Origin of the sequence: Lysobacter antibioticus HS124, assembly GCF_000336385.2 — a bacterium.
GTDB classification, from domain to species: domain Bacteria; phylum Pseudomonadota; class Gammaproteobacteria; order Xanthomonadales; family Xanthomonadaceae; genus Lysobacter; species Lysobacter firmicutimachus.
Genome location: NZ_HG424506.1, coordinates 1 through 19,755 on the forward strand (window position 1 = coordinate 1; position 19,755 = coordinate 19,755).

Consider the following 19,755-nt stretch of genomic DNA (forward strand, 5'->3'; position numbering starts at 1 on the left):
CGGGCCGGAGCCGGCCGCCGAAACGGAACTGGTCGACCCGGTCGCGCAATTGCTCGGCGAGGTCCCGGCCGAACGCCGCGGCGACCATCGCGCCGATCCGATCCCGGCGCAGACCCCGGTCGCGGCCGATCCGGGCCAGGCCACGGCGCCGTTCTGGACCTCGCCGCGCCAGGAGCCGCAATCGGCTCCGCAGCAGCGGGTGCCGACCTGGCACGCCGCCGAAGCCGGCAGCGCACGCAGCGCCGCGCCTCTGCCGCGCAGCGAGCCCAAGCTCGAACGGCCCGCATCGGCGGCGGACACGCCGGCGCCGGCGGCGACCGGCCCGATTCAGCAGGACGCGCCCGCCGCAGTGCCGGCCGAAGCCGCGGTCGCGCCGGGCCAGGAACGCATCGAGCTGGCCCGCGCTTACCTCGACCTCGGCGACGAGGGCAGCGCCCGGCAACTGCTCGGCGAGGTCTTGATCAACGGCGACCACGCCGCGCGCCAGCAGGCGGCGCGGATGCTGCGCGAGCTCGAGGCTTCCTCGGGCTGAGCCGGACCCTCCGAGTCCGGACAACCGACGGCCCGCGCGGGCAGGGCGGAGAGCAATGGCGGTAGAACACAATCCAACCCCGGAATCCGCAGCCGCGCCGCTGCGGCGTTACGCCCTGGGCGTGGAGTACGACGGCAGCGAGTTTTCCGGTTGGCAGCGCCTGGTGCGTCCGGGCGAGCCGGACCGGCGCGGCGAGGCCACGGTCCAGTCCACCCTGGAAGAAGCGCTGTCCTTCGTCGCCGGCGCCCGGATCGAGGTGGTCTGCGCCGGCCGTACCGATGCCGGCGTGCATGCGTCCTGCCAGGTGGTGCATTTCGACAGCCCGGTCGAGCGCGACCCGCGCGGGTGGGTGCTGGGCACGACCTCGCGCCTGCCGCCCTCGGTTTGCGTGCGCTGGTGCCTGCCGGTGGCCGCGGACTTCCACGCCCGCTTCTCGGCGCGGGCGCGCCGCTATCGCTACCGGATCCTCAACCGGCCGGTACGGCCGGCGCTGCAGCGCCAGTACCTGACCTGGGAGCGGCGCCCGTTGGACGCCGACGCCATGCACCGGGCGGCCCAGGCCCTGCTGGGGGAAAACGACTTTTCCGCGTTCCGCACCGTGCACTGCCAGGCCCCGCATGCGCGGCGCGACCTGCAGTACATCGCGGTGCGGCGCGACGGCGATGTGGTGGAGGTCGAAGTCCAGGCGAACGCCTTTCTTCACCATATGGTGCGCAACATTGTCGGAAGCTTGTTGCCGGTCGGCCGCGGGGAGCAGCCGGAAGCCTGGATCGGCGAGCTGCTCGCCGGCCGCGACCGGACCGTCGCCGGGCCGACCGCGCCGTCGTCCGGCCTGCTGTTCGTCGGACCGCGCTATCCCGCCGATTGCCAGTTGCCCGCCGAGGTCACCCTTTGAGCCAGCCCCGCACCCTGTTCCGTACCCGCGTCAAGTTCTGTGGTTTCACCCGCCCCGGCGACGTCCGCCTGGCCTGCGAGCTCGGCGCCGACGCGATCGGCTTCGTGTTCGCCGCCGGCAGTCCGCGCCGGGTCGCGGCCGAGGAGGCGCGGGCGATGCGCCAGGCGCTGGCGCCGCTGGTCGACGCCGTGGCCCTGTTCATGGACAACCCGGTCGACGAGGTGCGCGAAGTCGTGCGCCAAGTCCGGCCGAGCCTGCTGCAGTTCCACGGCAACGAGGACGACGCCTTCTGCCGCGGCTTCGGCGTGCCCTACCTGAAGGCCATTCCGATGGGCGGCGAACTGGCCGACCAGCATCCGGCGGCGCTGCATTCGCGCTTCCCCGGCGCGGCCGGTTTCCTGTTCGACAGCCACGCCGCCGGCGGCAGCGGCGGCAGCGGCAAGACCTTCGACTGGAAGCGGATTCCGGTCGGGGTGCAGAAACCCTTCGTGCTCGCCGGCGGCATCACCCCGGACAACGTGTATGAAGCGATCCTGGCGACCCTGCCCTGGGGCGTGGACGTGTCCAGCGGCATCGAGAGCGCGCCGGGCCTGAAGGACGGCGACAAGATGCGCCATTTCGTCGAAGAAGTGCGGCGCGCCGACTGCCACGTCGAATGAGGCGCCCGGCGTCGGCCGGACGCCGCGGCGCGCAGCGCGGGCGTCAGTCCAGGTAGGCGCGGATCAGCGTGTTCAGGTGCAGGCGCTCGGCGTCGCGCAGGAACGGCGCCAGCAGCATCATGACCTGGACGATGCCGTCGCGGATCGCGGCGTGCTCGTCCTTGTCGCCGCGCGCGGAAGCGTAGTTGAGCCAGAAGGTCGCGATCACCAGCACGTTGGTCGCGGTCGCGGCCAATTCGTCGCCGGACGCGCGCATCACCCCGGCCTGCGACAGCCCGCGCATGACCAGGTGCGCCTGTTCGTCGGCGCGCTTGAGGATGCGGGCGAAGCGCAGGCGCAGGCGACGGTTGCGGCTGAGGATCTCGACCAGGTCGCGGTACAGGAAGCGATAGTCCCAGATGCACTCGAACACCAGGTGCAGCTGCAGCCAGATGTCCTCCAGCCCGGGCAGCCGCCCCTGCGGCGCGGCGAGCGCGGCGTCCATGCGCTCCTCGAAGCGCGCGAACAGCTGCTCGATGATGTCGTCCTTGTTGCGGAAGTGGTAGTAAAGATTGCCCGGGCTGATCTCCAGCTCGTCGGCGATGTGGTTGGTGGTGACGTTCGGCTCGCCCTGCGCGTTGAACATGGTCAACGCGCTGTCGAGGATGCGCTGGCGGGTCTGTTTCGCCATCGGGCGGTCAGGGGCGTGGGGCGGGCGGCGCGGCGTCAGCCGCGCAGCTTCTTGACCAGGTCGACGTACTTCTTCATCGCGTCGGCCTGAGCGGTGCCCTTGAGTTTTTCCCAGGCCTCGTACTTGGCCGTGCCGACGAAGTCGAAGAAACCGGGCTTGGGGCCGCTGACGTCGCCGTCGGCGCCCTGCTTGTACAGCGCGTACAACCGCAGCAGGGTGTCGTTGTCGGGGCGTTCGGGCAGCGACTGCACGTCTTTGGCGGCTTGTTCGAATGCGGCTTGGATATCGGACACGGCGGGCCTCTCCTGGGCACCAGGGCGAAGGGGCATCACAGCATGCGCCCCCGGGGCGGTCAATACGGAAAAGAATTGTTACCGCGCCCGGGCTCTGGCACCGTAGCGGGACGCCGCCGGATGTGGCGGCCGATCGGCCATCCAGGAGAGGGGTATGAGCTATTTCGTCACCGGCGCGACGGGCTTCATCGGTCGCTTCCTCGTCAGCAACCTGCTGAAACGCAAGGGCACGATCCACGTGCTGGTGCGCAAGGATTCGCAGAAGAAGTTCGACGCCATCGCCAAGAAGATGGGCTGGGACCTCAAGCGTGTGATCCCGGTCGCAGGCGACATGAGCCAGGCCAAGTGCGGCCTCAGCGCAGCGCAGATCCGTGCGCTCAACGGCAAGATCAAGCATTTCTTCCACCTCGCCGCGATCTACGACCTGACCGCCAGCGTCGCCGCGCAGCGCGAGGCCAACATCGACGGCACGCAGCATGCGCTGGACCTGGCTGCCGCGCTCAACGTCGGCTGCTTCCACCACACCAGCTCGATCGCCGCCGCCGGGCTGTATCCGGGCGTGTTCCGCGAGGACATGTTCGACGAAGCCGAAGGCCTGGACGACCCCTACCTGCGCACCAAGCACGATTCCGAAGGATTGGTGCGCGCCGAGAAGCGGATCAAGTGGCGCATCTACCGCCCGGGCATGGTGGTCGGCCACTCGCAGACCGGCGAGATGGACAAGATCGACGGGCCGTACTACTTCTTCACCTTCCTCAAGAAGCTGCGCGAGATGCTGCCGCCGTGGATGCCGATGCTCGGCGTCGAGGGCGGGCGGATCAACATCATCCCGGTCGACTACGTGGTCGACGCGATGGACCACATCGCGCACAAGCCCAAGCTCGACGGCCACTGCTTCCACCTGACCGATCCGGAGCCGCAGCGCGTCGGCGAAGTGCTCAACGTGTTCGCCCGCGCCGGCCACACTCCGGAGATGACCATGCGCATCGACGCGCGCATGTTCGCCTTCGTGCCCAGCGGCATCCGCGGCGCGGTCGGCAACCTGCCGCCGGTCAAGCGCTTCGTCAGCATGTTGTTGCGCGACTTCAAGATTCCCAAGGAAACCTTGAAGTTCATCACCTATCCGACCCGTTTCGACAACCGCGAGACCGAGCGCGCGCTGCGCGGCAGCGGGATCAAGGTGCCGCGCCTGGACGACTACGCCTGGCGCCTGTGGGACTACTGGGAGCGTCACCTCGACCCGGACCTGTTCGTCGACCGCAGCCTCAAGGGCAAGGTGCGCAACAAGGTCGTGGTCATCACCGGCGGTTCTTCCGGCATCGGCCTGGCGAGCGCGGAGAAAGTCGCCGCGGCCGGTGCGATCACGATCATCGTCGCCCGCGGCGAGGAGGAACTGTTCAAGGCCCGCGACGCGATGAAGGCCGCCGGCGGCAAGGTGTTCGCCTACACCGCCGACCTGGCCGACATGGCCGACTGCGACCGCCTGGTCAAGACCATCCTCGACGAGCACGGCCACGTCGACATCCTGGTCAACAACGCCGGCCGCTCGATCCGCCGCTCGATCGAACTGAGCTACGACCGCTTCCACGATTTCGAGCGCACCATGCAGCTCAACTACTTCGGCAGCCTGCGCCTGATCATGGGCTTCATGCCGAAGATGACCGAGCGCCGCAAGGGCCACATCATCAACATCAGTTCGATCGGCGTGCTGGCCAATTCGCCGCGGTTCTCGGCCTACGTGGCCTCCAAGGCGGCGCTGGATGCCTTCAGCCGCTGCGCCCAGGGCGAACTGTCGGGCAAGGGCATCAGCTTCACCACCATCAACATGCCGCTGGTGAAGACGCCGATGATCGCGCCGACCAAGATGTACGACAGCGTGCCGACCCTGACCCCGGACGAGGCCGCCGATCTGGTGGTCAAGGGCATCATCGAGAAGCCCAGCCGCATCGCCACCCGCCTGGGCATCTTCGCCAGCGTGGTCAATGCCCTGGCGCCGAAGGCCTACGAGGTGGTCATGAGCACCGCGTTCGAACTGTTCCCCGATTCGGCCGCCGCCAAGGGCGACCGCAAGGGGCTCAAAGACGAACACGCCAGCAACGAGCAGATCGCCTTCGCCGCATTGATGCGCGGCGTGCATTGGTAACCGCCGCGATGTTAAGCGGCCAACCGGTAGGCGGCCGGCCGGCAAGCGGAGTGCAGTTATAGGGCATGTTCAGCGCATGACCGGCATCGGCCGGCCCAGGCCGCCCGATGCCGGTCATGCGCAAGTGTCGCCGTACGTCGCCGCGCCGTCACCGCCGCGCCCCCTCGTAGGAGCGGCGTGAGCCGCGACCGCCGCTGCGGTGTACGTGAGCGGAGTTGCGCGCAGACCGGGCGCTCGGTGCCTGCCGGGCCAGGCAGCCCCTTGGTCCTGGCTTCGGAGCGCTCGCGCCGGGCAAAGCTTCGGTTGGTCGCGGCTGACGCCGCTCCTACAAAGCGTACAGCCGCCGCGCGCCAGCCCTTGTAGGAGCGGCGTGAGCCGCGACCGCCGCAGCGGTGTGGGCGAGCGGAGCTGTCCGCCGACCGGATGCATGGCGCCGAGTGCGCAGGCTGGCACCTTGATCCGGGCTTCGCAGAGTTCGTGTGGAACGAGGCTGCGGTTGGCGCGGCTTGCGCCGCTCCCGCAAAAGCCGCCGGCCGGCGTCGGCGCCGGCCGTAGCTTCAGCTCAATACGCCCGGCATTGGAAGAACCGCACCCGCGAGGCGCTGCCCGGCGGCGGCTGCAGCTGCACGCGCGACGCGCGCAGTTCGGGATAGGCCACCAGCACGGTGCAGATCCGGTCGATGTCCTGCTGGGTGGCGTCGGTCAGGCGATAGATCAGCAGGTTCGACGGCGTCGACCACAATGCGCGTTCGACGCCATCCAGCGTGCCGATGCTGCGGATGACCTGGGCGCGGTCGGCCGAGGCGTTGCCGCTGGAGTGATTGGGCGTCGTCGTGTCCGGAGTTGGTGCGCGCGGCGCCGGTTGGGCGACGGCCGGCGCCGTTTGCGCATCGACGGCCGGTGCGGGCGCCGGCGTCGCGGTGGCCGGTGCCGGACGGGCCGGTTCCGCGGCGGTCGGCGAATCGATCGGCGGCGCGGCGTCTTCCGCCGGCGGCGCTGCGGTTTCGACCGGGGCGCTCGCTGCCGGCGGCTCCTCGCCAGGCATCAGGTGCGGCATCACGAAACCGGCGATCAGGCCCAGCGCGATCGCGCCGCCCCAGGCGATGGCAATGGTGCGGATGCTGCGCTTCTGCGCGGCGGCGATGACCTCGTGCCGGGTCGAGGCCGGCAGCACCGGTTCGACCAGTTCCCACAAGGTCGCGCCGCTGTAGAGGTCCAGCCCGTTGGCGACGCGTTCGGAATTGGCGTCGAAACGGCCGGTGGTGACCAGCATGCCGCCGGCGGCGCCGTTGAAGCGCACCGCGTCGGCCAGCTCGGCCACGGTCGCGGCGGCGACCCGGTAGTCGGCATCGCCCAGCTTGCACGCCAGCAGCCAGGGCTTGCCCGCGCGCAGCAGGCGCAGTTCGGCCTGGGTGCCGCGGGCCAGGGATTCTTCGACCGATTCGGCTTCGAAGCCGCGCTCGCGCAGCGCATCGACGATCAGGCGCGCGAATTCGCGCCAGCGCATCTTGGCCAGCACGGCGACGCCGGTCGCGACTTCAGTGCGTTGCCGGCGATGGGTCCAAAGATAAGCGGTGGACGCCAGCCCGACCGTCAGGGCGACGGCGACAGCGGCCCACAGGGAAAAACTCGACATGCAACGATGGGCCCATAAAAGTCGCTGAGGATAACGGGTTTGCCACGAAGCACAGTCCGAAAAACTGCGATGTAGTTAGCGAAATCACTGCGTCTTGTGTGCCTCGTCCTTCGCCCAACGCGCGCAGCCGCGGTTAGTGAAGGCCTCAGAGGGCGGCGTCGGGCATAAGAAAGCCCGCCAGTCCGAAACCGTAAGGGGAGGGGAGCATACGGAAGCGCGGACTGGCGGGCTTAAGCGTCGCATCGCGCGGGCCGCGCGACGCGGATGGAGCGGATTTACGGTGCGACCGGCGGCTTGGGCTTGGCGATCGACTTGCGCGGCTTCTTGGCCGCGGCGGCCTTCTTCGGCTTCGGCTGGGCGGCGGCCTTGGCCGGCGCCTTGCGCGAGGCCGGCGCGCCGCCTTGGCGGCGCAGCTCGCGGGTCAGGCTCTCGACCCGCTCGCTGAGTTCGTTGAGGTCGTCGCGGCCCGGCACGCCGAGCTTGACCAGGGCGCGCTGGACGCGGTCCTCGAACACCTTCTCCAGGCGGTCCCAGGTGTCGGATGCGCGCTCGCGCGCCTGGCCGACCTTGGACTCGACCGCATCGCGCAGCGCGCCGGCCTGGCCGCCGGTGAACTTGCGCGCGGTCTGCTCCAGGTTCAGGCCTTCCTTGACCAGGCCTTCGAACAGCTTGGTGCCCTCGGCCTGGGCGCGACCGAACGCGCCGACGCCGGCCAGCCAGATCTGCTGCGCCGACTCGCTGAGAGTCTTGGACAGGCGCTCGGCCTGCTCCTGCGCGCCCGGCTTGTCCGCGCCGCGCTTGGCGCCGCTCTTGCCGGTGGATTTCTTCGCGGTCTTCTTGAACTTGGCGGCCATGGACGTCCTGTAATTAGGGTGAGCGCTGTAGGTCACGATGGAGCGGCTGTCTAGAGTATTCACACCAGCCCGTCGGCGGGGCCGAGCCACCGGCGACGAGTCTCCGCGCGCAGGCGCCGTCTATGGCGCGAAGCGGCGCGATCACGGCGTTCACCGCTGCGCGCGCGTCCTCGTCCGCCGGTTTTCCGCCTTCGTTCCGACGCTCAGCCGGCCTGCTTGCGCGGCGCTCTGCGCCGCGGCCGGCGCTGTTGCTGCCCGGCCACCAGCCGTTCGGCGTCGTCCAGCGCGCGACGCAGGCGCGCGGTGGTTTCGCTGTCGCGCTTGGGCGGGACGATGCCGTCGAGGATCGAGCGTTCGCGGTCGGCCAGCACGTCCTCGCGCAGGCGCAGCCCATGCGCGGCCAGCAGCGGGCCGAGGGTGTCGGCCCGCAGGCGCAGGTCGGCCAGGGTGTTGCGGTAGGCGATCTCGCAGATCCGCTGCCGGGCCGAGAAACTGAAGGCGTTGGTGAAGAACAGCTCGCGGTCTTCGGCGTTGGGTTCGAACACCAGTTGGTCGATGTCGGGGTACTGCTGGGCGTAGCGCGCCAGCCCGACCTGCATGCGCGACTGCAGCAGGGTGCGGAAGGTCTGCGACAACACCGCCGGCAGGCCGCCCGCGGCCAGGCTGCGGTCTTCGCTGACCACCGGCGCGCCCTGGGCGTGGTTGAACGGCACCAGCGGATTGATCCCGATCAGCAGGTCGATGCCCTGTTCCAGCACCAGCGAGGCATGCATGGTGCGGCGCAGGGCGCCGTCGACGAAGTGGCGGCCGCCGATCTCCACCGGCGGATACAGGCCGGGCAGGGCGGCGCTGGCCTGCACCGCCTGCGAGATCGGCACCTGGTCCCAGCCGTCGCCGCCGAAGCGCACCGCGTCGCCGCTGTCGATGTCGACCGCGACCACGTACAGCTTGGCGTCGAGCTCGCGGAAATCGTTGCTGCGGCCGCGGCGGGTGAAGACTTCGCGCAGGAAGCGCTCGACCTCGGCGTTGTCGAACAGGCCGTTGGGGATCAGCCCGCCGAACCGGGTGATCAGGTCCGACCAGCGCGCCTCCAGCGGCGAGAACAGCAGTTCGCGCCACCATTCCGCGGCCAGGCGCGGGAAGCTCGCCGCGCGCTTGACGTATTCGAGGAAGGCCGGGCGCAGGAAGGTTTCGGGGCGGAATTCGACGTCGGCGCTGTCGCCAGTGACGAAGATCCGGCACATCTCGGCCGTGTCCATGCGGTTGGCCAGGCCGGCGGCGAGGAAGGCGCCGCTGCTGACGCCGACGTAACAGTCCAGCCGGGTCAGGTCGAGGCCTTCGATCGCCTCGTCCAGGGCGCGCAGCGCGCCGAGCTCGTACATGCCGCCGATGGGGCCGCCGCCGGCGATCGCCAGGCCGATTTTGGGGCCGGCCGGCGCATGCTTGGCGCCGCCGTTCGCGCCGGCTTTACGGCTCGCCCGGTGGCGGGCGGAGTGGAGTGACAGCATGTGATCGGCGGCACGGCCCTGGCGGAATTCGGTCGAGTGTAGCCCAGGACGGCGGGCGCGCCAGGGGCCCCGGACGATGGTCGTAGGCGGCCGCGGCCGGCTTGCGGGACGGCCGTCCGGCCGCGATGATCCGCGGCAGATGGCCAGGACGACCGACACCAGCCGACGCATGGGCTGCCTGCTGGCCCGGCATCAGGCGCTGCACGATCCCGAGCGCGAGCCGCGCAACCGCCTGCGCTGGCTGGCGGAACTGCGGCGCTGGCAGGCGCGGCGGCTGGAGGCCAGCTTCGACCGCTTCCTGCGCGACCCGCGGCGGCGCCCGGCGGCGCAGTTCTTCCTCAGCGACGTCTACAACGACCGCGACTTCAGCCGCCGCGACGCCGACATCGCCCGGGTCCTGCCGATGATGCAGAAGCTGTTGCCGGGGCCGCTGCTGGGCACGGTGGCCGATGCGATCGAGCTCGGCGTGCTGACCCAGGCCTTCGACCTGCGCATGGCGCAGTGCCTGCACCGGCTGGCGCCGCGCCGGCAGCGGCTGGACCGGGCGCTGTACGCGCAGGCGTATCGCGAGTGCGGCCTGCCGCGGCTGCGTGCGCGCCAGATCGACCTGATCGGCGGCGTCGGCCTGGGCTTGGGCCGGGCGGTGCGCATGCCGGGCATCCGCACCCTGTTGAAATTCTCGCGCGGCCCGGCGCGCGCGGCCGGTCTGTCGGAACTGCAGGGCTTCCTCGAGCGGGGCTTCGTCGCCTTCGGCGAACTCGGCGACGTGCGCGAGTTCATCGCCGAGATCGAACTGGACGAACGCACCGTGTCCGAGCGCCTGTTCGCCGGTCACCCGGCGCCCTGTCCCGAACCGGACTGACCGCGTCGTCCGCCCGGCTGCGCGCCGCTTCGGGCCGGGACCGAACCGCTTTACCGAATCCCGAATCCCCGCCGTACTTACTTGAACCGCTCCTCGAGCACGCGGCGGATCTCCGACTCGATCGGCCCCTTGAGCGCGCCGAGCAGGAAGCCGAGTTGGGCGGTCACGTGCAACTGGTTCGGCTTGAGGTCGATCTTGCCGTCGACGCCGCTGCGGACGAAGTTGAGCGTGTCGCCGACCCAGTCGTATTCGACGTCGAAGCGTTCGGCGAGTTTCTTCGCGACTTCCTCGACGGCCTTGCGGGCCTTGGCCGGAGCCAGCGAATGGGGGTGGCGGATATCGATGCTGGACATGGTCTGGGTTCTCCCTGGAACCGCTTATTGTGCGGGCAGGGGCGGGCGCATCCAAGCAGGCCGGCGCGGCGGGGTGTGCGGCGTGCGACAACCTGCTAGATTCCCGCAGCGTGAGCGCACTCAAACTCCGATACCCGAACCGCGAACATGCCGACCTGCCCTTGCGGGCCGGCGTGCATGCGATCGGCCGCGACGCCGCCGGCCGCGCCGTGCTGGTGGAGGACGCCGGCGCGGCGATCGCCCAGCTCAGCGTCGACCGCCGCGGCATCTGGCTGCAGGTGCGCGAAGGCCTGCGCGGCCTGCACGTCAACGGTCGGCCGGTGAAGCGCATGGCCATGCTGCGCGCCGGCGACGCGATCTTTCTCGACGGCGTCGAACTGCTGCTGGTCGACGACAAGCCGGAACCGGCGCCGCCGTTCGGGGTCGAGATCCCGGCCGATTCGCGCATGGTCGTGCGCGGCGTCGGCGGCATCCATCACGGGCGTTGCTACACCCTGGACCAGCCGCGGGTGATCGGTCGCGCCGGCGACTGCGACATCCGCATCAACGAACCCGCCTTCGCCGACCGTCACGCGCGCCTGGAGGCGCATGCCGACGGCGTGGTCCTGCGCGACGTCGGTTCGGTCGACGGCAGCGTGGTCAACGGCAACCCGGTCCGCCATGCGCTGCTCAAGCCCGGCGACCAGTTGCTGCTCGACGGCCAGCATCGCTTCGTGATCGAAGCGCCGACCCGCCAGCTCAGTGCGTCGGAAGCCTTGCAGGCGCAGTTGGCGCAGGAAGCGGCGGCCAACGACGAACGCCCGGTGCCGCCTTCGGCGCTGCCGGCTTCGGTGCGGCGCATGCCTTGGCTGCTGCTCGCCGCGGTGGCGATGGCCGGCCTGCTCGGCCTGCTGCTGCTGTACGGCGCGCGCTGAGTTAAGCGAAGAAGCGTACGTAAGCGTCCGTCCCGAAGATCGGACGACTCAGAGTGTCGACCTCATAAAGTCTTTCCGAAGCATCGGGCTTCGGACGCCGCGCGTCGATCGCCGCTTCGGGCGGTCGCGGCTTGCGCCGCTCCTACCCCGAAATTTGCGGATGCCAGGCTTCGGATGCCGCGCGTCGATCGTCGCCTCGGCTGTCGCGGCTCACGCCGCTCCTACAGGGGGCGGTTTCGCCGCCGCGCATCGGCGATGCGCCGGGTAAAGTCTTCCCGAAGCATCAGGCTTCGAATGCCGCGCGTCGATCGTCGCTTCGGCTGTCGCGGCTCACGCCGCTCCTACGGCGGTTTCGCCGCCTTGCGCCGGCGCGCGTCGGCGACGCGCCTGTATAGGCGCCAGCCCAGCAGCGCGGCCAGGATCGCTGCGTACAGCAGCGGCTCGCGGATGTCGGACTTCACCAGCCACCAGAAATGCAGCACCGCCAGCACGGCGATCGGGTAGACCAGCTTGTGCAACCGACCCCAGTGCCGGCCGAGCCGGCGCATCATGCCCTGGGTCGAGGTCAGCGCCAGCGGCACCAGCAGCAGCCAGGCGGCGAAACCGACGGTGATGTAGGGGCGCTTGGCGATCTCTTCGAAGATCTGCGCCCAGTACTGCTTCAGGTCCAGGATCAGGTACGCCGCCAGGTGCAGGCTGGCGTAGAAGAACGCGTACAGCCCGAGCAGGCGGCGGAAGCGCAGCAGCACCGGCTGGCCGCTGAGCTGGCGCAGCGGCGTCACCGCCAGCGCGATCAGCAGCAGGCGCAGCGCCCACAGGCCGAGGCGGTGCTCGATCTCGGCCACCGGGTCGGCGCCCAGGCCGCCGCGGCCGGCCAGTTCCTCGCGGATCTGCCAGGCCAGGATCGCGGCCGGGGTCAGCGCCAGGACATGCACGAGGGCCTTGGCCGCGATCACGCCGACCGGCGTACGGCGTTTCGACGGCGGTGCGGCGCCCCGGCGCAGCGGGGGCGAAGGCGAGGTGGCGGACGAAGGCGCGGCCGGCGCGGATTCCTGGGCCATCAGAACCAGGTCCGCAGGTTCATGCCCGCGTACAAGCCGGCGACCTGCTCGCCGTAGCCGTTGAACAACCGGGTCGGAATGCGCTCGGCGAACAGCTTGCTGCCGGTGCCGGCGATGCGGCGCTCGGTCTTCTGGCTCCAGCGCGGATGGTCCACGTTCGGGTTGACGTTGGAAAAGAACCCGTACTCGCTCGGCTGCAGATCGTTCCAGCTGGTCATCGGCCGGTGCTCGACGAAGGTGATGGCGACGATCGACTTGATGCTCTTGAAGCCGTACTTCCACGGCACCACCAGGCGCAGCGGCGCGCCGTTCTGCTGCGGCAGCGGCTTGCCGTACAGGCCGGTGGCGAGCAGGGTCAGCGGGTGCATGGCCTCGTCGATGCGCAGGCCTTCGCGGTACGGCCAGTCGATCGAGGGGTAGGCGATGCCCGGCATCTGCTTGCGGTCGGCGAGGGTGGTGAAGGCCACGTACTTGGCCTTGGAGGTCGGTTCGAAGCGCTTGAGCACGTCGGCCAGCGGCACCCCCAGCCAGGGGATCACCATCGACCAGCCTTCCACGCAGCGCAGGCGGTAGACCCGCTCCTGGGGCGCAAGGCCTTTGATCAGCTCTTCCAGGCCGAACCGGCCCGGCTTGGCGCAGGCGCCGCCGACCGCGACCGTCCACGGCCGGGTGCGCAGGGTCTTGGCCGCGTTGGAGGGATCGGACTTGTCGGTGCCGAACTCGTAGAAGTTGTTGTAGGTGGTGACGTCCTCGAAGCGGGTCAGGGGTTCGTCGGTGCGGAATCCCGCGCGGGCCTGCTCCGGGCTCAGCGGCCGGCCGGCCGGCGGCGGCGGGGGCTCGGCCTCGGCGCAGCCGGACAGGGCCAGGGCGGGGCTCAGGGTCAGCGCGCCGAGCAGCCGGCGGCGCTCGCGGTAGACGGTCTCGTCGGTGATCTGCGAGGCGGGAATGTTCAGGGCGGAACGCAACGACATGGGGGACTCCGGGGCGGTCGGCGGGGTCGCGAAGGCAAGCGGACCCGTTACCAGCATAGAGGCGCCCGAGGGGGCAAAAGTTGCGCACGAAACGGAGGCGCACAGGGTGTTGCACTGCGGCATACTGAGGGGCCAACCCCCCATCCACGGAGCCTCCGATGTCCCGCGCGTTCAACTTTAGTGCCGGTCCCGCGACCCTGCCCGAATCGGTCTTGCTGCAGGCGCAGTCGGAGATGCTGGAGTGGAACAACGCCGGGGCCTCGATCGTCGAGCTCAGCCACCGCGGCCCCGAGTTCATCCAGGTCGCCGCCGAGGCCGAGCGCGATCTGCGCACCCTGATGTCGATTCCGGACGATTACGCGGTGCTGTTCCTGCAGGGCGGCGCGACCGCGCAGCAGGCGCTGATCGCGCTCAACTTCGCCAATCCCGGCCAGACGGCGGACTACGTGGTCACCGGGCACTGGGGCAAGACCGCGCTCAAGCAGGTCAAGCCCTACGTCAGCGCCAACGTCGCCGCCAACGGCGAGGCCGGCGGCTTCCGCGACATCCCGGCGCGGGCGGAGTGGAACCTGTCCGCCGATGCGGCCTACGTGCATTACACCGCCAACGAGACCATCCACGGCGTCGAGTTCCGCGACGTACCGGACGTCGGCGACGTGCCGCTGATCGCCGACTTCAGCTCCTCGATCGCCGCCGAGCCGGTCGACGTGTCCAAGTTCGGGGTGATCTACGCCGGCGCGCAGAAGAACCTCGGCCCGGTCGGCGTCAGCGTGGTGATCATCAGGCGCGAGCTGCTCGAGCGCGCCGGCCAGCCGCGCGCGGAGATCTTCGATTACCGCGCCCACGTCAAGGGCGAGTCGATGCTCAACACCCCGCCGACCTGGAACTGGTACCTGGCCGGGCTGGTGTTCAAGTGGATGCTGGCCGAAGGCGGCGTGGCCGAGTTCGCCAAGCGCAACGCGCGCAAGGCCGAGCTGCTGTACAAGACGATCGACAACTCCGGCGGCTTCTACCGCAACGAAGTCGCCGCCGCGGTGCGTTCGCGCATGAACGTGCCGTTCTTCCTCAAGGACGAAGCGCTGGACAAGCCGTTCCTGAAGGAAGCCGAAGCCGCCGGCCTGATCTCGCTCAAGGGCCATCGCGCCCTCGGCGGCATGCGCGCCTCGATCTATAACGCAATGCCGGAAGCGGGCGTGCAGGCGCTGGCCTCGTTCATGCAGGATTTCCAGAAGCGGCACGGCTGAGCCGCCGCGCAGGGCCGATGCCTCACCGGCATCGGCCGCGGCGGCATGCGCCCGGCCAGGACGGCCGGGCTGGCGATCCGGAGGCACACCATCCGCCAGGTTCGGCGGCGACCGCCTTCGGAAGCGATGAGACGACCATGAACGACAAGTCCCGCAAGACCAAGCAATCCGATACCAGCAAGCCGGCCAAGCCCGGCAAGCCCGCCGCCAAGCGCGCGGCGCAGAAGCAGGCCGCCGTCCCGCCGAAGGCGGCGAAGCTCGAAGAATCGGCGCCTGCGGCCGCGATTCCCGACCTCGCCACCCTGCGCGAACGCATCGACGGCATCGACCGCCACATCCAGCAGCTGATCGGTGAGCGCGCCCAGTTCGCCAACCAGGTCGGCAAGGCCAAGGGCAAGCTGGCGGCGGCAGTGGACTACTACCGCCCCGAGCGCGAGGCGCAGGTGCTGCGCCGGGTGGTCGACCGCAACGACGGTCCGCTCAACGACGAAGTGCTGGTGCGGTTGTTCCGCGAAATCATGTCCGCCTGCCTGGCCCAGCAGGAGCCGCTCAAGATCGGCTTCCTCGGCCCGGAAGGCACGCATTCGCAGCAGGCGGTGTACAAGCATTTCGGCCATTCGATCCACGGCCTGCCGCTGTCGAGCATCGAAGAGGTGTTCCAGGAGGTCGAAGCCGGCAACGCCGACTTCGGCGTGGTGCCGGTGGAGAACTCTACCCAGGGCACGATTCAGTCCACCCTGGACATGTTCCTGACCTCCAGGCTCAAGATCAGCGGCGAAGTCGAGTTGCGCGTGCACCAGCACCTGCTCTCGCGCAGCGGCCGGATCGAGGACATCGAACGGGTGTATTCGCATCCGCAGTCCTTCGCCCAGTGCAAGGCCTGGCTGCGCCAGTACCTGCCCAAGGCGGAGAAGATTCCGGTCGCCAGCAACGCCGAAGCCGCGCGCCGCGCGCGCAACGCCGACGACGCGGCGGCGATCGCCGGCGTCGCCGCCGCGACCGTGTACGGGCTGCGCAGCGTGGCCGGGCCGATCGAAGACCGGCCGGACAACACCACCCGCTTCCTGGTCATCGGCCGCGAGCTGTTCTCGCCCTCGGGCAACGACCGCACCTCGCTGCTGATCTTCATCAAGGACCAGCCCGGCGCGCTGTACAACGTGCTGTCGCCGTTCGCCAAGCGCGGCCTGAGCATGAACCGGATCGAATCGCGCCCGGGCCATACCGGCCGCTGGCAGTACGCGTTCTTCGTCGACATCGGCGGCCACGTGCAGGAAGACGCGATGCGCGAGGCCTTGGAGGAGCTGCAGGATCTGGCCCACGAGGTCAAGGTGCTCGGTTCCTACCCGGTGGCGATCGCATGAGCCAGCCGGCCCCGCAATCGGCCGCGCCGGCTATGGACCAGGCCCGCGTCGATCAGGCCCGCGTCGTCGAAGCCGGCTTCGACGAAGCTTGGTTCGCCGCGCGCGCCCAGCCGGGCGTGCAGCGGCTCAAGGCTTACGACCCCGGCCACGATCTGGTCGCGCTGCGCCGTCGCTACGGCGAAGCGAACCTGGTCGAACTGGGCTCGAACGAGAACCCCTACGGCCCGTCGCCGGCCGCGCGCGCAGCGATCCTGGATTCGCTGCACGCGCTGCACCGCTATCCCGATCCGCTCGGCGGCGACCTCAAGCGCGCGCTGGCGCGCAAGCACGGGGTGGACGTCAAGCAGATCCTGCTCGGCAACGGTTCGCACGAATTGCTGATGCAACTCGGCCAGGTGTTCGCCGGACCGGGCCAGGAAGTGGTGTTCTCGCGGTATGGCTTCGCCGTGTTCGCGCTCGCCACCCAGGCCGCGGGCGCGGCGATGCGCATCGTCGACGCGCTGCCGCGAGAGGCGGCGATGCCTTGCGGCCACGACCTCGACGCGATCGCCGCAGCGGTGAGCGCGGACACCAAGCTGGTGTACGTCGCCAACCCGAACAACCCGACCGGCACCTGGTTCGGCCGCGACGCGCTGGTCGCGTTCCTGGACAAGATCCCGCCCCAGGTCATCGTGGTCATGGACGAAGCCTACGCCGAGATGGCGGAGGCGCCGGACTACGCCAGCGCGCTGAGCGTGCTGGATCGCTATCCCAACGTCGCGGTGACCCGCACCTTCAGCAAGGCCTACGGCCTGGCCGGCCTGCGCGTGGGCTATCTGATCGCGCAAGCCGGGCTGATCGCGGTGATGGACCGCCTGCGCGAAAGCTTCAACGTCAACGGCCCGGCGCTGGCCGCCTGCGAAGCCGCGCTCGGCGACGAGCAACACCTGCGCTGGGCCTGCGCGCGCAACGCCGAGCAGCGCGCTGCGCTCAGCGACGCCTTGAGCGCGCGCGGCCTGCGCGCGTTCCCGTCGCAGACCAACTTCGTCCTGGCCGAATTCGGCGCGCGCACGCCGCAGGTCGAAGCGGCCCTGGTCGAGCGCGGGGTGATCCTGCGGCCGATGGGCGGCTACGGCCTGGCCGACTGCATCCGCATCAGCGTCGGCTCGCCCGACGAGAACCGCCGCCTGCTGGCCGCGCTGGACGAGGTGTTGGCATGAGCGCCGCGACCGAACTGCAACAGGCCTGGACCGCCGTGGCCGGCTCGCCCCTGCGCGGCCGCCTGCGCGTGCCCGGCGACAAGTCGGTCTCGCACCGCGCGATCATGCTCGGCGCGCTGGCCGACGGCGTCACCCGCGTCACCGGTTTCCTCGAAGGCGAGGACACCCGCGCCACCGCCAAGGTGTTCGAACGCCTGGGCGTGCGCATCGAAACCCCGAGCGCCAGCGAACGCATCGTCCATGGCGTCGGCCTGCACGGCCTGCGCGGCAGCGACGCGGCGCTGGACTGCGGCAATGCCGGCACCGGCATGCGCCTGCTCGCCGGCGTGCTGGCGGGGCAGGCCTTCGACAGCGTGCTGATCGGCGATGCCTCGCTGTCCAAGCGGCCGATGCGGCGCGTGACCGAACCGCTGGCGGCGATGGGCGCGCGCATCGACACCCAGGACGGCGGCCTGCCGCCGCTGCGCATCCACGGCGGCCGCGCGCTGCAGGGCATCGAATACACCTTGCCGGTGGCCAGCGCGCAGGTGAAGTCGGCGCTGCTGCTGGCCGGCCTGTACGCGCAGGGCGAAACCGTGGTGCACGAACCGCACCCAACCCGCGACTACACCGAACGCATGCTGGCCGCGTTCGGCTGGCCGATCGAGTTCGCGCCCGGCTACGCGCGCCTGCGCGGCGGCCATGCGCTGCGCGCCACCGACGTCGCGGTACCGGCCGATTTCTCATCGGCCGCGTTCTTCCTGGTCGCCGCCAGCGTGGTGCCGGGCTCGGACCTGGTGCTGGACGCGGTCGGCATGAATCCGCGCCGCACCGGCCTGCTCGCCGCGTTGCGCCTGATGGGCGCCGACATCGTCGAGCAGAACCCGCGCAGCGAAGGCGGCGAACCGGTCGCCGACCTGCGCGTGCGCCACGCGCCGCTGCGCGGCGTCGAGGTGCCGCAGGCGCTGGTGCCGGACATGATCGACGAGTTCCCGGCGCTGTTCGTCGCCGCCGCGCTGGCCCAGGGGCGCACCGTGGTCAGCGGCGCCGCCGAGCTGCGGGTCAAGGAGTCCGACCGCATCGCCAGCATGGCCGCCGGCCTGCGGGCCCTGGGCGCGCGCATCGAAGAGACCCCGGACGGCGCGATCATCGACGGCGGCGCATTGCACGGCGGCGAAGTCGACAGCCTCGGCGACCATCGCATCGCGATGAGCTTCGCCGTCGCCGCACAGTGCGCCCGCGGTGCGGTGCGGATCGGCGACGTCGCCAACGTCGCCACCTCGTTCCCCGGCTTCGAAGCCTTGGCGGCGCAAGCCGGCATGCGGGTCGATCCGGCGTAACGACAGCCGGCGCCCCCTGCGCAGGGCGCCGACGCCGGCGTTGCCGGCCGGTGATGCAAGACCATTCGCCCCCTTCGCAAAAGGGGGCGGGCGCCTGCGTCGACCGAATCGGGCGCGTTATCCGCCTGCGCCGCGGGAGGACGCTCAGCCCGCGATCGTCCCCAAAACAAAAACGGCGGCCCCAGGCCGCCGTTCTCGCATCCGATCTCGTCTTCGATTCACTGCCGCGGCCGAAACTCCACCGGCTGTTCCACCACCGACGCCACTTCCGTGCCGTCGCGGGTCGCCGGGCGGAAGCGCCAGTCGCGCACCGCCGCCAGCGCCGCGCGGTCCAGCTCGCGCGAGCCGCTGCGCCGCGCCAGGCCGACCTCGCCCGGCACGCCGTCGGCGCCGACTTCGATCCGCACCACCACCGTGCCGCCTTCGCCGCGGCGCAGGGCGGTCGGCGGGTAGTCCGGTTCCGGGCTGCGGTCGAACAACGGGCGGGCGGCAGTGACCACCGCCAGCGCCGGCAGCGCCGCGTTGGCGGCGGCGCTCTGCGTCGGCGACATCGGGCCGACCCGGCGCACGGCCAGCCGCGCCGGCGTACCGTGCTCGTCGAGCGGCGCGGCCTCGCCGGGGCGGTCGATCGGCGGCAGCACCACCAGCGGCATCGCCGGCGCCGGCGGACGCGCCACCGGCCGCTTGCCGTAGTAGTACCAGCCCATGAAGGCGCCGCCGAGCAGGATCAGCAGCAACCACAGGCCGGTGCTGGAGGATGCGTACGCGGCCGGGGCTTCGGCGGCGTCGCGCTCGGAGCCGGCGGCGGGCGCCGCCGGCTCGAAAGACTGGATTGCGGTCATGAACGGGTCCCTTGCGTGCGTTCCCCGGGGGCGGGAGCGCCGGCCGAGCTTCCCGGCGCGCAGGTTAGCCAGGGGTGAACACCGCGTAAGCGCGGCGCGATCCTGCGACGCAGTTCGCGCTTACTGATTGGCGTTGAAGGTGATCGGCACGATCACCGTGTCGGCGACCGGGCGGCCGCCGCGGGTGGCCGGGCGGAACCGCCATTGCCGCACCGCCGCCAGCGCGGCGCGATCGAGCAGGCGCGAACCGCTGCCTTCGGCCACTTCCAGGCTGCCGACATCGCCGGACTCGGTCACCTCGACCCGGATCCGCACCGTGCCGGCTTCGCCGCGGCGCAGCGCCTGCGCCGGGTACTGCGGGGCGCGGTTGCCGGGCAGGGCGGAGGCCGCCGTGCGGGCGCCGCTGGGGGCCGCCGGCGCGCTGCTCGGCGGCGCGGCC

General features: G+C 70.6%; 20 protein-coding genes. 10 read left to right on the forward strand and 10 right to left on the reverse strand.

The window, feature by feature from the left end:
- The 3 genes from TX83_RS11995 to TX83_RS12005 all read left to right on the forward strand — a co-directional run.
- Positions 1-532 (forward strand): FimV/HubP family polar landmark protein (locus TX83_RS11995; protein WP_315851266.1); only part of this gene is annotated, 532 nt, incomplete at its 5' end.
- 55 nt (positions 533-587) lie between these two features.
- Positions 588-1,427, forward strand: a complete 840-nt coding sequence (truA, locus tag TX83_RS12000; protein ID WP_064748185.1) for a tRNA pseudouridine(38-40) synthase TruA — start codon at positions 588-590, stop codon at positions 1,425-1,427.
- Positions 1,424-2,086 carry a phosphoribosylanthranilate isomerase gene (locus TX83_RS12005; protein ID WP_064748186.1) on the forward strand — a complete coding sequence of 221 codons (663 nt, stop codon included), beginning with the start codon at positions 1,424-1,426 and terminating at the stop codon, positions 2,084-2,086. Before truA ends, TX83_RS12005 begins: the two co-directional genes overlap by 4 nt.
- A 43-nt stretch (positions 2,087-2,129) precedes the next feature.
- Here the strand turns inward: TX83_RS12005 and TX83_RS12010 are convergent, their stop codons facing one another.
- Both TX83_RS12010 and TX83_RS12015 read right to left on the reverse strand, forming a co-directional pair.
- Entirely contained in the window at positions 2,130-2,756 is a 627-nt protein-coding gene (locus TX83_RS12010; protein ID WP_064748187.1) for a TetR/AcrR family transcriptional regulator, read from the reverse strand.
- A 35-nt stretch (positions 2,757-2,791) separates the two neighbouring features.
- On the reverse strand, positions 2,792-3,049 hold the full coding sequence (locus TX83_RS12015) for an acyl-CoA-binding protein (protein ID WP_064748188.1): 258 nt from the start codon (positions 3,047-3,049) through the stop codon (positions 2,792-2,794).
- 154 nt (positions 3,050-3,203) lie between these two features.
- Here TX83_RS12015 and TX83_RS12020 point away from each other — a divergent pair, with 154 nt between their 5' ends.
- Positions 3,204-5,192, forward strand: a complete 1,989-nt coding sequence (locus tag TX83_RS12020) for an SDR family oxidoreductase (protein ID WP_064748189.1) — start codon at positions 3,204-3,206, stop codon at positions 5,190-5,192.
- A 562-nt stretch (positions 5,193-5,754) separates the two neighbouring features.
- Here the strand turns inward: TX83_RS12020 and TX83_RS12025 are convergent.
- The 3 genes from TX83_RS12025 to TX83_RS12035 all read right to left on the reverse strand — a co-directional run bounded on the left by TX83_RS12025 (position 5,755) and on the right by TX83_RS12035 (position 9,190).
- Positions 5,755-6,828: a restriction endonuclease gene (locus TX83_RS12025; protein ID WP_064748190.1), complete on the reverse strand. Its 1,074-nt coding sequence runs from the start codon at positions 6,826-6,828 to the stop codon at positions 5,755-5,757.
- Between the two features lie 275 nt (positions 6,829-7,103).
- Entirely contained in the window at positions 7,104-7,682 is a 579-nt protein-coding gene (locus TX83_RS12030) for a phasin family protein (RefSeq protein ID WP_261370116.1), read from the reverse strand.
- A 203-nt stretch (positions 7,683-7,885) separates the two neighbouring features.
- Positions 7,886-9,190, reverse strand: a complete 1,305-nt coding sequence (locus TX83_RS12035) for a patatin-like phospholipase family protein (protein WP_064748191.1) — start codon at positions 9,188-9,190, stop codon at positions 7,886-7,888.
- Between the two features lie 139 nt (positions 9,191-9,329).
- Between TX83_RS12035 and TX83_RS12040 the strand changes: the two genes are divergently transcribed.
- Positions 9,330-10,052 (forward strand): FFLEELY motif protein, encoded by a 723-nt coding sequence (locus TX83_RS12040; protein WP_064748192.1) that lies wholly within the window; start codon positions 9,330-9,332, stop codon positions 10,050-10,052.
- A gap of 77 nt (positions 10,053-10,129) precedes the next feature.
- On the opposite strand, the gene TX83_RS12045 is transcribed toward TX83_RS12040, so the two are convergent.
- Entirely contained in the window at positions 10,130-10,405 is a 276-nt protein-coding gene (locus TX83_RS12045; protein ID WP_064748193.1) for a polyhydroxyalkanoic acid system family protein, read from the reverse strand.
- Between the two features lie 110 nt (positions 10,406-10,515).
- Here TX83_RS12045 and TX83_RS12050 point away from each other — a divergent pair, with 110 nt between their 5' ends.
- The gene (locus TX83_RS12050; RefSeq protein WP_064748194.1) at positions 10,516-11,319 is read left to right on the forward strand and encodes an FHA domain-containing protein; all 804 of its coding nucleotides are present in this window, start codon (positions 10,516-10,518) and stop codon (positions 11,317-11,319) included.
- Between the two features lie 341 nt (positions 11,320-11,660).
- Here TX83_RS12050 and msrQ read toward each other — a convergent pair whose 3' ends face one another.
- Together msrQ and msrP are read right to left on the reverse strand one after the other, a co-directional pair.
- Positions 11,661-12,275 (reverse strand): protein-methionine-sulfoxide reductase heme-binding subunit MsrQ, encoded by a 615-nt coding sequence (msrQ, locus tag TX83_RS12055; protein WP_064748201.1) that lies wholly within the window; start codon positions 12,273-12,275, stop codon positions 11,661-11,663.
- A gap of 104 nt (positions 12,276-12,379) precedes the next feature.
- Positions 12,380-13,351 carry a protein-methionine-sulfoxide reductase catalytic subunit MsrP gene (msrP, locus tag TX83_RS12060; protein ID WP_064748195.1) on the reverse strand — a complete coding sequence of 324 codons (972 nt, stop codon included), beginning with the start codon at positions 13,349-13,351 and terminating at the stop codon, positions 12,380-12,382.
- A gap of 158 nt (positions 13,352-13,509) precedes the next feature.
- Between msrP and serC the strand changes: the two genes are divergently transcribed.
- The 4 genes from serC to aroA all read left to right on the forward strand — a co-directional run bounded on the left by serC (position 13,510) and on the right by aroA (position 18,474).
- Positions 13,510-14,595 (forward strand): 3-phosphoserine/phosphohydroxythreonine transaminase, encoded by a 1,086-nt coding sequence (gene serC, locus TX83_RS12065; protein WP_064748196.1) that lies wholly within the window; start codon positions 13,510-13,512, stop codon positions 14,593-14,595.
- A gap of 137 nt (positions 14,596-14,732) precedes the next feature.
- The gene (pheA, locus tag TX83_RS12070) at positions 14,733-15,956 is read left to right on the forward strand and encodes a prephenate dehydratase (protein WP_064748197.1); all 1,224 of its coding nucleotides are present in this window, start codon (positions 14,733-14,735) and stop codon (positions 15,954-15,956) included.
- Positions 15,953-17,155: a histidinol-phosphate transaminase gene (gene hisC / locus TX83_RS12075; RefSeq protein ID WP_075575134.1), complete on the forward strand. Its 1,203-nt coding sequence runs from the start codon at positions 15,953-15,955 to the stop codon at positions 17,153-17,155. The genes pheA and hisC overlap by 4 nt, the downstream gene beginning before the upstream one ends.
- Entirely contained in the window at positions 17,152-18,474 is a 1,323-nt protein-coding gene (aroA, locus tag TX83_RS12080; RefSeq protein ID WP_064748199.1) for a 3-phosphoshikimate 1-carboxyvinyltransferase, read from the forward strand. Before hisC ends, aroA begins: the two co-directional genes overlap by 4 nt.
- A 218-nt stretch (positions 18,475-18,692) precedes the next feature.
- On the opposite strand, the gene TX83_RS12085 is transcribed toward aroA, so the two are convergent.
- The gene (locus tag TX83_RS12085; RefSeq protein WP_064748200.1) at positions 18,693-19,316 is read right to left on the reverse strand and encodes an energy transducer TonB; all 624 of its coding nucleotides are present in this window, start codon (positions 19,314-19,316) and stop codon (positions 18,693-18,695) included.
- Positions 19,317-19,436: 120 nt separating this feature from the next.
- The coding region (locus TX83_RS12090; RefSeq protein ID WP_141233490.1) for an energy transducer TonB at positions 19,437-19,755 on the reverse strand (319 nt) is incomplete at its 5' end.